The sequence below is a fragment of the Caenimonas sp. SL110 genome (assembly GCF_001044395.1).
In the GTDB taxonomy this organism is placed as follows: Bacteria; Pseudomonadota; Gammaproteobacteria; order Burkholderiales; family Burkholderiaceae_C; genus Ramlibacter.
This window is the reverse complement of the sequence record NZ_JANU01000052.1, coordinates 1-11,891: the sequence shown is the minus strand read 5'-3', so window position 1 is coordinate 11,891 and position 11,891 is coordinate 1. Positions and strand designations below refer to the sequence as shown.

Annotated in this window: 13 protein-coding genes; 4 read left to right on the top strand and 9 right to left on the bottom strand. The window is 64.0% G+C overall.

Going from position 1 to position 11,891, the window contains the following annotated elements; all coding sequences use genetic code 11:
• Both AQ12_RS23380 and AQ12_RS19460 read left to right on the top strand, forming a co-directional pair.
• Positions 1-236 (top strand): hypothetical protein (locus tag AQ12_RS23380; protein WP_238587772.1); only part of this gene is annotated, 236 nt, incomplete at its 5' end.
• 89 nt (positions 237-325) lie between these two features.
• Complete coding sequence (locus tag AQ12_RS19460) at positions 326-808, top strand: M48 family metallopeptidase (RefSeq protein WP_048441628.1); 483 nt, start codon at positions 326-328, stop codon at positions 806-808.
• A 15-nt stretch (positions 809-823) separates the two neighbouring features.
• Here the strand turns inward: AQ12_RS19460 and AQ12_RS19455 are convergent, their stop codons facing one another.
• Genes AQ12_RS19455 through AQ12_RS19440 form a run of 4 tightly spaced genes read right to left on the bottom strand, consistent with a single transcriptional unit; the run spans position 824 to position 2,833 of the window.
• Positions 824-1,477 (bottom strand): aquaporin, encoded by a 654-nt coding sequence (locus AQ12_RS19455; protein WP_048441627.1) that lies wholly within the window; start codon positions 1,475-1,477, stop codon positions 824-826.
• Positions 1,474-1,977: an arsenate reductase ArsC gene (locus AQ12_RS19450; protein WP_048441626.1), complete on the bottom strand. Its 504-nt coding sequence runs from the start codon at positions 1,975-1,977 to the stop codon at positions 1,474-1,476. Before AQ12_RS19450 ends, AQ12_RS19455 begins: the two co-directional genes overlap by 4 nt.
• 8 nt (positions 1,978-1,985) lie before the next feature.
• Positions 1,986-2,474 carry an ArsI/CadI family heavy metal resistance metalloenzyme gene (locus AQ12_RS19445; RefSeq protein ID WP_048441625.1) on the bottom strand — a complete coding sequence of 163 codons (489 nt, stop codon included), beginning with the start codon at positions 2,472-2,474 and terminating at the stop codon, positions 1,986-1,988.
• Positions 2,471-2,833 carry a helix-turn-helix transcriptional regulator gene (locus AQ12_RS19440; RefSeq protein WP_048441624.1) on the bottom strand — a complete coding sequence of 121 codons (363 nt, stop codon included), beginning with the start codon at positions 2,831-2,833 and terminating at the stop codon, positions 2,471-2,473. The genes AQ12_RS19445 and AQ12_RS19440 overlap by 4 nt, the downstream gene beginning before the upstream one ends.
• Positions 2,834-3,165: 332 nt before the next feature.
• Here AQ12_RS19440 and AQ12_RS19435 point away from each other — a divergent pair, with 332 nt between their 5' ends.
• Positions 3,166-5,172: a hypothetical protein gene (locus AQ12_RS19435; protein ID WP_152682870.1), complete on the top strand. Its 2,007-nt coding sequence runs from the start codon at positions 3,166-3,168 to the stop codon at positions 5,170-5,172.
• A gap of 40 nt (positions 5,173-5,212) precedes the next feature.
• Here the strand turns inward: AQ12_RS19435 and AQ12_RS19430 are convergent, their stop codons facing one another.
• From AQ12_RS19430 to AQ12_RS19410, 5 genes are all read right to left on the bottom strand, one after another.
• Positions 5,213-5,863 carry a thiol:disulfide interchange protein DsbA/DsbL gene (locus tag AQ12_RS19430; RefSeq protein ID WP_152682869.1) on the bottom strand — a complete coding sequence of 217 codons (651 nt, stop codon included), beginning with the start codon at positions 5,861-5,863 and terminating at the stop codon, positions 5,213-5,215.
• A 16-nt stretch (positions 5,864-5,879) separates the two neighbouring features.
• Positions 5,880-6,593, bottom strand: a complete 714-nt coding sequence (locus AQ12_RS19425; protein ID WP_048441622.1) for a hypothetical protein — start codon at positions 6,591-6,593, stop codon at positions 5,880-5,882.
• Positions 6,590-7,375, bottom strand: a complete 786-nt coding sequence (locus AQ12_RS19420) for a BPSS1780 family membrane protein (protein WP_048441621.1) — start codon at positions 7,373-7,375, stop codon at positions 6,590-6,592. The genes AQ12_RS19425 and AQ12_RS19420 overlap by 4 nt, the downstream gene beginning before the upstream one ends.
• 108 nt (positions 7,376-7,483) lie before the next feature.
• Positions 7,484-8,461, bottom strand: coding sequence for a homoserine kinase (locus AQ12_RS19415; RefSeq protein ID WP_048441620.1), 978 nt, complete (start codon positions 8,459-8,461; stop codon positions 7,484-7,486).
• A gap of 10 nt (positions 8,462-8,471) precedes the next feature.
• On the bottom strand, positions 8,472-8,819 hold the full coding sequence (locus tag AQ12_RS19410; RefSeq protein WP_238587771.1) for a hypothetical protein: 348 nt from the start codon (positions 8,817-8,819) through the stop codon (positions 8,472-8,474).
• A gap of 50 nt (positions 8,820-8,869) precedes the next feature.
• Here AQ12_RS19410 and polA point away from each other — a divergent pair, with 50 nt between their 5' ends.
• On the top strand, positions 8,870-11,716 hold the full coding sequence (gene polA, locus AQ12_RS19405; RefSeq protein WP_048441629.1) for a DNA polymerase I: 2,847 nt from the start codon (positions 8,870-8,872) through the stop codon (positions 11,714-11,716).
• Positions 11,717-11,891: the final 175 nt, after the last annotated feature.

Here is an 11,891-nt window from a genome sequence, read left to right as displayed (position 1 = left end):
CGAATCAAGCACTTGAGTGGTGTTTCTTAAGAGTCCGCAATGACAGCCTCTCTTCGGCTGTCACGCTGAGCCGAGTCCGCAATGACAGCCTCTCTTCGGCTGTCACGCCGAGCCAAGTCCGCAATGACATCCTCTCTTCGGCTGTCATGCCGAGCCGAGTCCGCAATGACAGCCTCAATACGGCTGTCATGCCGGACTTGATCCGGCATCCACCGCGAAGCGGCGACGGCGCCTGATCGCAGCGACTCTTCTGCGCGTCAGTCCTCTTGCGCGTAGCGACTGTATTGACAACACTGGCTTCCAGCACGTTCACCGGAGACCAGAGATGAAGATTCGCTTTTTCGCCGCAGCTGCATGGGCTGCAAGTTCAATGATGGCAGTCGCTGCCCACGCCGCCGACACCCCCGGCAGCAATCCCAGCGTCAAGACGCCTTCGGTTGGCGAGCGCATGGCGGCTGCCCGCAAGGCGATCGATGCGAAGGACTGGAACAAGGCGATGAGCGAGCTGAACATCGCTGTGCGCGAAGAGCCGCGCAACGCTGACGTCCACAACCTGCTGGGTTACAGCTACCGCAAGCGCGCCACGCCCGATCTGGCCAAGGCGTTCGAGCACTACGGCACGGCGCTCAAGCTCGACCCGCGCCACAAGGGCGCGCACGAATACATCGGTGAGGCGTACCTGATGGACAAGAAGCCCGCAGAAGCTGAAAAGCATCTGGTGCAACTTGAAGCGATCTGCGGCAACAAGACTTGCGAGGAATACGAGGACCTGGCGAAGTCCATCGCGCAGTACAAGGCGAAGAACTGAAGCCGGGCCCGGCCTTCAGGGCCGGTCTTCGATGGACGCCGCCAGCAGTGCGCCAACAGCGCCACCTGCGACCTGCGCCGCAACAAACGCCAGCGCGCTGGCTGGCGCAATTCCGGCGAACGAGTCACTGAACATCCGGCCCATCACGGCGGCGGGGTTGGCAAACGAAGTGCTCGAGGTGAACCAGTACGCCGCGCCGATATAGCAGGCCACGACGGCCGATGCCTTGCCTGCCGGCGAACGCAGGATCACGAAAATCAGGCCCGCAGTCGCGACGGCTTCGGCCAGCCAGATACCCGCACCACTGCGCACCTTGGCACTGGCATGCAGCACCTCCAGGTCGAACATCGCGTTCGCCAGTGCGGCTCCGGCCACCGCGCCCGCGAGTTGCGCAATGATGAAGGGCACAACCAGCGTGTATTCGCGGCTGCGCAACGCCAGGACCATGGTCACGACCGGATTGAAGTGCGCGCCGCTCACCGGCCCCAGCGTTTCGATCAGCACATAGAGAATGAAGACCGTCGCAAGCGTGTTCGCCAGCAGGGCTACGGCGACATTGCCGCCCGCAAGCCGCTCGGCCATGATTCCAGAGCCGATCACCGCAGCGAGCAGGAGGGCCGTGCCGATGAACTCCGCCAGGATGCGGCGTCGCGCTTGCCCTGCGGTCATCGGGCGTCTGCGGCCAGTTCGCGCGCGACGGTTTGCAATCCGGCGGGCGCAAGTTTTTCGCGGGGCAGGTTCACCAGCAGGTCCAGCCGCCGCTTGATGGCCAGCATCGTCTGGCGAAACGCTTCTCGCCGCTCGTCATCGCTGCCCCTGGCTTCAGAAGGATCGGCATATCCCCAGTGGGCCGTGGCAGGTCGGCCCGGCCAGAACGGGCAAGTCTCGCCCGCAGCGTTGTCGCAAACCGTGATGACAAGGTCCATGTGGGGCGCGCCTGGTGCGCCGAACTCGTCCCAGCTCTTGCTGCGCAGGCTCGCCGTGGAGATGCCTGCATCGGCCAGGACCTGCAGCGCCAGCGGATTGGGCTGCTGGTTCTCGCGCGGGCTGCTGCCCGCCGAGAACGCCTTGAAGCGATCGCCGCCGATGTGGTTGAGCAGCGCTTCCGCCAGGATGCTTCGCGCCGAGTTGTGCGTGCACAGAAACAGCACGTTCAGGGGTTGGCTCATGTTGCCCTCTAGCAGCAGGATGTGGCTTTTCGGGTTGGCGCGGTCGAGGCCGAGGCCGTGGCCGTGGCCGATCCACCGCAGCACGACTTCGCTGCGGCAGGCTCAGGAGCCACTTCAGGCTTCTCGCTGAAAACCGGAATGTCCGTCAGCGTGTGGAACTGCTCCCACGCGATACCTTGCGGATCGGTCACCCAGTACTTGTCGCTGCGGGCGTAGCAGCAGCTCACCTTGCCTTCGTCCTGCACCGACAAGTCCGCTTTGGCGGCGTTGTCCTTGAGTGCCTGCAGGTCCTGCTCGTTGTCCACCTGTATGCCCAGGTGATCGACTCCGGCGCCGCTGCCGCGTGTGGAGATGGCGAAATTGACCGGCGGGTCCTGCAGCATCCACTTGGCGTAATCGCCTTCGGTGCGCGCGGGCTGCTGGTTGAACATGGCCGAATAGAAGGCAATGTTCTTGTCGAGATCCTCGACGTGGACATGGACGTGGAAACGCTTCATGGTTTGCTCCTGGGGGTTGATCGGGTGGGGGCGGGGGAAGGGGGTTTGCAGACGGCCGGTGCAGGCTCGCAAGCAGTGCCCTGACAGCAGTGCTCGGTGAGGTAGCCGAGCAGGTCGTTCATCTGCCCGAAATCGGCGCGGTAGATCAGGTTGCGGCCATCGCGCTCCTGCGAGACCAGGCCTGCCCGCTGCAGCTCCTTGAGGTGGAACGAGAGCGTGGCACCCGGTACTTCGAGCGCCTCGCCGATGCGGCCCGGCGTCTCGCCTTCGGGGCCTGCCACGACCAACGTGCGAAAGATGCGAAGGCGCATGGACTGGGCCAATGCGGCAAGGCTTTCGACGGCTTCTGTTTCTTCCATATTTCTATAATAGTGGAAATATGGAAACGCTGCAATCCGCGTGAATTCCAGACGAATGGCTGACTCTTTGGTCTGGTGCGGTGGTCGAACGTGCTTACCTAGCATTGGTCATGCCGATCCCTTCACTCACCTCCTCAGTTTCAGGCGGCCATTCGCAGGCGCTTCATATCCACCTTCCGCCCGAACGCAGCGTTCGCAGCGAGACGCCTGCGACCTCACGCGTCACGGGCCTGCACGCAGCGTCTGGCCCGCATGAAGAGGCGATAGCTCCGCTGGCGCAGCGTATCGTCCGGCCCGCCCCGTCTGCCGGCCTGGGCGCGATCAAGCAAACCTTGCTGTTTCTCGCCACGCTGCTGGGCACCGCATCAGGTGCCCGACCCAACCGTGTGGTGCCTGTCCATGTCAACGGCACTGGGCGCGCGCTTGCGAACCCCACGGGTTTGCTGGACGACCTGATTCCGGTGTTGAAAGATGCCGGCGTGGAGTTGTTCTATGTTGCGCGTCCGTCCCTGACCGAATCGCAATATGGCGCGGAAGTCCTGTCCGCGGCGCTGCAGGGCTGCGTGTCCGCAGCCAACTGTTCGCTGACATTGCTCGTGCCCATCCCGGCGCAGGAGACTTCGTTGCCCGAAGCCTTTCGCTCCGATCGCAGACCTGGCTTCCTGTCGTCGATGATGACGGGGCTGTTTGGTGAGAATGCCTATCAGCTGGGCAGCACCCCTTCCGTCAGGTTCACAGCCTTGCTGATGAACCCCGATCTGCAAGTGCATGCTGCGTCGACCTTTCCGCGATCACCGCTAAGTCCCAGGCCATTCCCGCAGGGCGAAGCGCCTGGTGTGATGAGCGCCCCGTTTGAAATGATCTTCGAGGTGGTGACCGGGCGCAACCGAATCTACTCGCCGTTTTCCCAGCGCGAGTCCCCTCCTGTTGGGCCGGACTATGAGGTTCCCGCCGATCCGCAACTTGAGCAGGCGCAGCGTGACCGTTATCGCCTGTTTCGTGACTCGCGCCTCCCGGCCGCAGCCATCGTCACGAGCGACTGGGTCAATCGCGAATACATCGAGCATTTCAGCGCGCACTTCCGGCGCAGGGGTTTCGCCGTGACGCATGTACCGCTTCACGCAGAGGTCACGGCGATCGTGGTTTCGCCGGGCTCAACGATTGACGATCTCAGGAAGTTTGCGAGCGACTTCGGGCCTCGGGTGATCGTCGAGGAACCGCTGTCGAGATTGTCGAATGCTCCAGACAACGAAGATCTCTTTTCGCCGGAGGAAATCAGATGGGCGATGAGCGCGATGGGGATCACCGCAATCTTAGGCGCCCTGGCGGGCCGGCTGCGGCTATGCAAAAGAGTGAAGCAAGGTCCCGCGCCCCTGGCCGATGAGCCCGGTGCGCCGGTCGTGCACGTCGCGCCGCGACGCGGCGGTGCTAAAAGACCTGCACGGGACCAGCGTGCGCTACGTGCCGTAGAGAACGTGCCACGCATCGCGCACCCAACAGTCACCCCGTCGGCGCCCCTGCATCGCGGGCACGGGTTGGACACCGACAAGAGCCCCAAGCAGGCGGCGCTCGACACGGCAACCGCGCTGGGCAATGCCACTGGCGAAGCGCTCACGGCCGTGCTGAAGTCTATCGCCCGGGAAATTCAGTCCGCGGCGATGGACCCCCAAGGCGTGGCCCTCGCCGCCGGCATGCTGCACGGCGTGATCGATCACGCGCGCGGCAACCCCTACATCCTCAACCGGTACTTCGACGCGCTTGGAATGGACTTCCCGACCGTGCGCCAGCTCGTCGCGGATGCGCGGCTGCAACAGGACACCTGGCAACTGGAGGCGGCGCAAAAACTGTTGCTGTCTGACGTGCAGGCCGTGCGCCTTGCGGTCAACGCGCGCGGCGGCGTGCCGGACGACGACTTGACGCCGCACGGCTGGGCTTTGGCGCATCGTCGGGCGCCGCCAGTGCTACCAGCGACCCGTGTTCGCCTGCGGATCGAAGCGCAGGCGGGACGTTCAGAGGTGATCCGGCTCAACCGTTCAGCGGTGACCGACGAGGCGCGGCGAATTGCTCGCGCGGCTGCGGGCGACGGGCGCACCGCCGGCATCGTGATCGGCACCGACATCTTCATACCGGGACCGCAGGTGCTGCCCCATCTTCACATCAACGACAAGATGGTCACCTTGACCTTGGGCCACGGCAGCGATGGCGGTCACAAGGACCTTGTCTCAGGCGATGCCCTGCAATTGGCCAATCTGGAAGAAGGGATCCGCCTGCTGGAAGCCGACCCGTTACCGGGCGGCGCGGCCATGCTGGAAATGCTGCACTTCCTGCGCGAAGATTAGGGCACGAGCCCGCCCCGGGGCATGAACCCGCCCTGGGGTTTTATCCCGCCTTGCGCGCCTGGGCCACAAGGTAATCGGCCACCACCAGCGATCGTAAATTGCTTCCCGCCATGGAGCCATCGGTGAGCCAACGGCCGTCGATGCCCAGGGAGGGCGTCCCCTCGATGCCGTAGCCCGCAGCCAGCAGCATCGCCTGCTTGACCTTGCCCGCCACCGCGAAGCCGCTCATGGCCGCCATGACAGGGGCGGCGTCCACGCCGGTCTTCGTGAGGAAGGCGGAAATCTCCTGCGCCGTCTGCAGGTGCTCGTGCCTGACGTGGATCGCATGGAAGACCTTGGCGTGGAGCTGGTCGACCAGGCCCAGCGCCTCGATCGCGAAAAACAGCTTCTGGTGCAGCACCGGCGGGCCTTCCTGGAAGGCGACCGGAATGCGGCGAAACAGCACGCCCCTGGGCAAGGCCTTTTGCCATGCATCGATCGCGGGCTCGAAAGAATTGCAGTGCGAGCAACCATAGGCAAAGAACTCGACGACCTCGATCTGCTTGCGGTCGCGCGTCGGTTGCCGGGGCTGCATCGTGAGGTAATGCTGGCCCTCGACAGGTGCGCCGCCCTGAGCGAGCACCGGCAAGGAAATGCTGGCGCTGGCCAGTGTCAGCAAGGGTGCAAAAGCAAAGCGTCGTCGGTCGATCATGGCGCTGGTGGCAGGCTTATTTGTAGCCGTCGTTGTGGGATGAAGTCTTCTTGCCCGTGATCTGCCAGGTCGTGCGCTGGTTCACGAGCTTCGCCAGGAACTCCAGTTCCTCGTCGGTGTGGTTCAGGGCCGGTGCAGGCGTCAGGAGGCGGCCGTTGCGGGCTTCGGGTTCGGCCCAGAACGACTGGTGGTACTCGGCCTGCGAAACCACCCGGTCCGGCCCGGCACCCAAGGCGACAGTGCCGTAGCAGTTGCAGAAGTAGCTGCGGAAATTCTGTTGCGGGAGCACCTCGGTGTATACGCCCGTGCCCCGGATACCGGCGGTGAGCGTGGGCGTGACGATCTGGCGCGATGTGCCGCGTCCCCACACGCTGGCCACGGCGCCCGTCACCATTCGCAGCACGCTCACGGCAAACAGGGTCGGGCCGCGATCGACCGTCATCCGCGTGTTCTGCCGCACCATGAACGAGGTGTTGCCAATCACGAAGATCAGGCCCGAGCCCGGTCCGGTCTCGACGCTGTCGCCGGTCTGGATGGTCTGTTGCGCGGTGAGCCTCTGGCCGTTCAAAAGCGCGTCACCCTGCAGATCGACGATATTGCCGCGCTGCTGCGCGACGGCCGCTCCCCAGCCGCCCATCGTGGTCCATGCAGCGGCACCTTTGAGAAAGCTGCGGCGCTGGTACCAGAGCACTTCGTCTTCGGTGCGGCCTTGCAGGATGTGCTGGGTCATGTGGGTTCTCCGGGGGGTGGTTCTGTCGGCTCTGGCTCGGCGACAAAGCTATCACGAAAGGTGAAATAGAGCGAAGTGAAAAAGGTGATGGGCACCAGCAGGATGAACGGCGCCAACACCCATCCGGCCACGTCCTGCCGGCCGAAGATGCTGCCCAGGGCGGTGATGAAGACCCCTGCGCCCACGACCAGCAGGAACCAGGTCAGACCAAACAGCGTCAGCGCGCGGAAGTTGCGCAGGCACGCCACGGTGCTGAAGAACAGGCTCTTGACGGGCGAGACACCATGCCAGTGCACCAGCGCAGGCGCGTGCCAGAACATGAGCGAGACCGGCAGGTAGAACGCCAGCACCAGCATCATGGCGTTGAAGTATTCAGGTGGCGGCATGGTCTTGCCGTCCATCTTCATGGGCGTGGCGGGCAGGTCGACCAAGAGGCCCACCAGCAGCATGATGAGCACCACGCAGCCGGCATACAGGCCGCCCAGCACCAGCATCGCCCGGAGCCGGTCGCGCCCGGCGCGAAACGCGCTGACAAAGACCATGGGCGTGGGGAATTTTCCGTTGACCGTCTCTCGCGTGGCCGCCATGAAGCCCAGCGTCGCCGCTGGTGCAATCGCAATCGCGATCAGCGGCCCGACCAGTGGAATCCACGACACCAGCGGAACGAATGCCATGTAGATGAAGAACAGGCCGATGAGTGCCAGCGGCTGCTTCATGAATGCCTGTATGCCTTGCCTGACCCATAGGATGCCTGTGCGTGCGGGAACGATGTTGAGTTTCATGGACAGGTACGCAGGGAAAGTCGGTTTGGACGCAGGTTCATTACAAATATTTGCGCAGCGGCTGATGGGTGCCGGCGCCGAAGTCTCCCGCAGCGCCCGCAAGCCGGGTCATTCGCAGCGCACCGGCTGCGCCACACGATGGCGCAAAACCCGTTCGAAGTGCGAGGGATCATGCGCCTGGAGCATGGATGCCTCGCGCGGCAGGTGGAAATCCCACAGGCGCGACATCCAAAAGCGCAGCGCACCCGCGCGCAGCATGGCCGGCAGCAGCTGCCGCTCCGCCGAGGCCAGCGGACGCACGCCTCGGTAGGCATCGACAAACGCACGGGCGCGAGCTTCGTCATGCTGCCCGGTGGCCAGGTCAATGCACCAGTCGTTCAGGCAAACCGCAATGTCAAAGAGCCAGGTATCGACGCCCGCAAAGTAGAAGTCGAAAAAGCCGGTCAGCTCGCCGTCTTCGAACATCACGTTGTCACGAAACAGGTCGGCGTGGATCGGTCCGCGGGGCAGGGCGGCGTAGGCGGGGCTTGCCGCGACATGGTTCTGGAAGGCGAGTTCGGTTGCAAGCAGTGCAGCCTGCGCGGGGTCTACATGGGGCCGGACCTGCGGCTCCACCGAGTTCAGCCACGCAAGGCCGCGCAAGTTGGGCTGCATGCGGTTGTAGTCGCGCCCTGCCAGGTGCATGCGCGCGAGCATCGCGCCCACGGCGGCGCAGTGCGAAACGCCGGGTGCGAGCTCGCTCTTGCCCGCAAGCTTGTTCACGACCGCAGCCGGCTTGCCGCAGACGGTGTGCAGCAGCTTGCCGTCGGGGTTGTCGGCGGTGGCGCTTTTGGGCAGCGCGTGCGGGTCGGGCACCGGGATGCCGTGGCGCGCCAGATGCTTCATGAGGTGCAGGTAGAAGGGCAGCTGCTCGAACGACAGCCGCTCGAACAGCGTCAGCACGTACTCGCCCTGGCTGGTCGTCAGGAAGTAGTTGGTGTTTTCGATGCCGCCCTGTATGCCGCGCAGTTCGCGCAAGTCACCCAGTGCCAGCGCCTGCGCCAGTTTGCTCGCCTCGGCTTGCGAGACTTCGGTAAAGACTGCCAACTGCGACTTCCTAGAAGCTGAACACGTTCCACACGCGCCGGCCGTTGGCGTTGCTCATGCCGTCGCGGTTGTCGGCGGGGCGGCTGCGACCCATGTCGGTGGGCTGGATTTCATAGGCGGGCAGGTCGCCCTTGGGTTGCACCGTGATGCTGCGCGATTCGCCGGCATAGCGCACTTCGTCGATCACCACAGCCGCGTCTTCGGTGCGGATGCGCTCGACTTTCTGGTTCTTGCGGGCCTCCAGCGGCTGCGACTCCGAGACCAGTGGGGCCGCTGGTGCGACCTGGGCCCAGGCGGTGGGCGCGAGCAGTGCAGATGCCAGCATCACGGATGTCAGCAGGGGAGGCGGTCGGTTCATGGCTGCCATTGTAGGACGGGCAAAATGCGCCCATGACCGCCTCGACCCCCATGACCGCACCAGCACAGACCCAGACCGAAATCGAGACGGCGGACAGCCGTCCCCCCGTAGTGCTGCTGGTGGACGGCTCCAGCTACCTCTACCGCGCCTTCCACGCCATGCCCGATCTGAGGGCTGTTCCGGGCGACCCGACCAGCCCGGCAACCGGCGCCATACGCGGCATGATCAACATGCTGCAGAAGCTGCGCAAGGACGTTCGCGCCGACTATGTGGCGTGCATCTTCGACGCACCCGGCAAGACATTTCGCGATGACCTGTACCCGGACTACAAGGCGACCCGTTCGCCCATGCCGCCTGACCTGCGGTCGCAGATCGAGCCGATCCATGAGGTGGTGCGCCTGCTTGGCTGGAAGGTGCTGAATGTGCCGGGCGTTGAAGCCGACGACGTGATCGGCACGCTGGCCTGCATGGCGACCGAACAGGGCTACGACACGGTGATCTCCAGCGGCGACAAGGACCTGTCGCAACTGGTGAATGAGAACGTGATGGTCATCGACACGATGAACGATCGCAAGCGGGATGTGGCCGGCGTCACCGCCGAGTTCGGCGTACCGCCCAGCCTGATGGTGGACTACCAGACGCTGGTGGGCGACTCGGTGGACAACGTGCCGGGCGTTGACAAGGTCGGGCCCAAGACTGCCGTGAAACTGCTGCTGGAATACGGCTCGCTCGATGCGCTGGTGGCGCGCGCGGGCGAAGTGAAGGGTGCCGTCGGAGAGAACCTGCGCAAGGCGCTCGACTGGATTCCCAAGGGGCGCGAGCTGCTCACCGTCAAGAAGGATTGCGACCTCACCGACTACATCCCCGGCCTGCCTTCGCTGCAGGACATTGCCGTGAAAGACGGGCAGGACACCGAGGCGCTCAAGGTCTTCTATGAGAAGCACGGCTTAAGGGGCCTGGTCAAGCAGCTGGAAGCCCACGACGTGCCGCCAGAACTGATCGAGGAGCACAAGAGCGGCAAGAAGGTCGGTGATGGCCCCCGGCCGCCGGGGCTGTTTGACGAACCGGACCTGTCCGGGCTGTCGAAAGCGGCCAACCTGCAGTACGACACGATCTTCACCTGGGCGCAGTTCGACGACTGGATGGCGCGCCTCGATGCTGCAGAGCTGGCCGCCATCGATACCGAAACCACCTCGCTGGACGAAATGCGAGCCGAGATCGTCGGCGTGTCGTTCAGCGTCAAGCCCGGCGAGGCGGCTTATGTTCCGCTTGCGCACAGCTACGGCGATGCGCCCGAGCAGTTGCCGCGCGACGAAGTGCTCGCGCGCATGAAGCCGTGGCTTGAGAATCCCGAGAAAAAGAAGCTGGGCCAGCACATCAAGTACGACCGCCATGTCTTTGCCAATCACGGCATCGAAGTGCAGGGCTATGCGCACGACACGATGCTGCAAAGCTATGTGCTCGAAGTGCACAAGCCGCATGGCCTTGCGAGCCTGGCCGAGCGGCATCTGGGACGCACCGGCATCGACTACGAAACCATCACGGGCAAGGGCGCGCACCAGATTTCGTTTTCGCAGGTGTCGATCGACAAGGCGGCGGAGTATTCATGCGAAGACTCTGACCAGACGTTCGATGTGCACCTGGCCCTATGGCCCAGGCTCAAGGCCGATGCGAAGCTCGCGTTCATCTACGAGCTGGAAATCAAAAGCAGCGAAGCGCTCTACCGGATCGAGCGCAACGGCGTGTTGATCGACGGGCCCATGCTGGCAAAGCAAAGCGCCGAACTGGGCCTGCGCATCGTGGCGCTGGAAAAAGAAGCGCACGAACTCGGCGGGCAGCCCTTCAACCTGGGCTCGCCCAAGCAGATCGGCGAGATCCTGTTCACCAAGCTCGGCTTGCCGGTTGTCAAGAAAACGCCCAGCGGCGTGCCGAGCACCGATGAGGAAGTGCTGGAAAAACTCGCCGAAGACTACCCGCTGCCGGCCAAGCTGCTGGAGCACCGCAGCCTGTCCAAGCTCAAGGGCACCTATACCGACAAGCTTGCTCAACTGGCGCATCCCCGCACCGGCCGCGTGCACACGCACTATGCGCAGGCCGTTGCCATCACGGGGCGCCTGTCGAGCAACGACCCGAACCTGCAGAACATTCCGGTCAAGACGGCAGAGGGGCGGCGCGTGCGCGAAGCATTCGTGGCAGCGCCGGGTCACCAGATCGCCAGCGCCGATTACAGCCAGATCGAGCTGCGCATCATGGCGCACCTGTCAGAAGACGAAGCCTTGCTGCGGGCGTTTCGGGACGGTATGGACGTGCACCGCGCCACGGCGGCAGAAGTGTTCGGCGTAGCGACCGATGCCGTCAGCAGCGAGCAGCGGCGCTATGCCAAGGTGATCAACTTCGGCTTGATCTACGGCATGAGCAGCTTCGGGCTGGCGCGCAACCTGGGTATCGAGAATGCGGCGGCCAAGAACTACATCCAGCGCTATTTCGAGCGGTATCCGGGCGTGAAGAACTACATGGACGAGACGCGCCTGTCCGCCAAGAGCAAGGGTTACGTGGAGACGGTGTTCGGCAGGCGCCTGTATCTGCCCGAGATCAATTCTCCCAACGGCCCGCGCCGGGGCGGCGCTGAGCGCCAGGCGATCAATGCGCCCATGCAGGGGACGGCCGCTGACCTGATCAAGCTGTCGATGCTCAAGGTGCAGGAGGTGCTCGACCGCGAGCAGCGCAGCACCCGGATGATCATGCAGGTGCACGACGAACTGGTGTTCGAAGTGCCCGAGGCGGAAGTGGAATGGGTGCGCAGTGAAGTCCCTCGTCTGATGGCGGGCGTTGCGGATTTGCGGGTGCCGTTGCTGGCAGAAATCGGGATCGGCGAGAACTGGGAGAAGGCGCACTGATGAGCCTGTCATTGCGGGCTCGATTCGCAATGCATGACTTCGACGGCCGTGGCCGCTTCGCCGTGGATGCCGGATCGAGTCCGGCATGACACCAGCTTTGGAAACTGCGTGAGGTGCCAGCCTGTTTGGCTGTCATTGCGGACTTGATCCACTACTGTCCGGAGAAGCATTCTCA

Bases quoted from the DNA above. Each gene is read 5' to 3' on its own strand.
- AQ12_RS19420 (WP_048441621.1), bottom strand. From the start codon at position 7,375: ATGAAACTCAACATCGTTCCCGCACGCACAGGCATCCTATGGGTCAGG.
- AQ12_RS19430 (WP_152682869.1), bottom strand. From the start codon at position 5,863: ATGATCGACCGACGACGCTTTGCTTTTGCACCCTTGCTGACACTGGCC.
- AQ12_RS19445 (WP_048441625.1), bottom strand. From the start codon at position 2,474: ATGAAGCGTTTCCACGTCCATGTCCACGTCGAGGATCTCGACAAGAAC.
- AQ12_RS19450 (WP_048441626.1), bottom strand. From the start codon at position 1,977: ATGAGCCAACCCCTGAACGTGCTGTTTCTGTGCACGCACAACTCGGCG.
- AQ12_RS19440 (WP_048441624.1), bottom strand. From the start codon at position 2,833: ATGGAAGAAACAGAAGCCGTCGAAAGCCTTGCCGCATTGGCCCAGTCC.
- AQ12_RS19410 (WP_238587771.1), bottom strand. From the start codon at position 8,819: ATGAACCGACCGCCTCCCCTGCTGACATCCGTGATGCTGGCATCTGCA.
- AQ12_RS19460 (WP_048441628.1), top strand. From the start codon at position 326: ATGAAGATTCGCTTTTTCGCCGCAGCTGCATGGGCTGCAAGTTCAATG.
- AQ12_RS19425 (WP_048441622.1), bottom strand. From the start codon at position 6,593: ATGACCCAGCACATCCTGCAAGGCCGCACCGAAGACGAAGTGCTCTGG.
- polA (WP_048441629.1), top strand. From the start codon at position 8,870: ATGACCGCACCAGCACAGACCCAGACCGAAATCGAGACGGCGGACAGC.
- AQ12_RS19455 (WP_048441627.1), bottom strand. From the start codon at position 1,477: ATGACCGCAGGGCAAGCGCGACGCCGCATCCTGGCGGAGTTCATCGGC.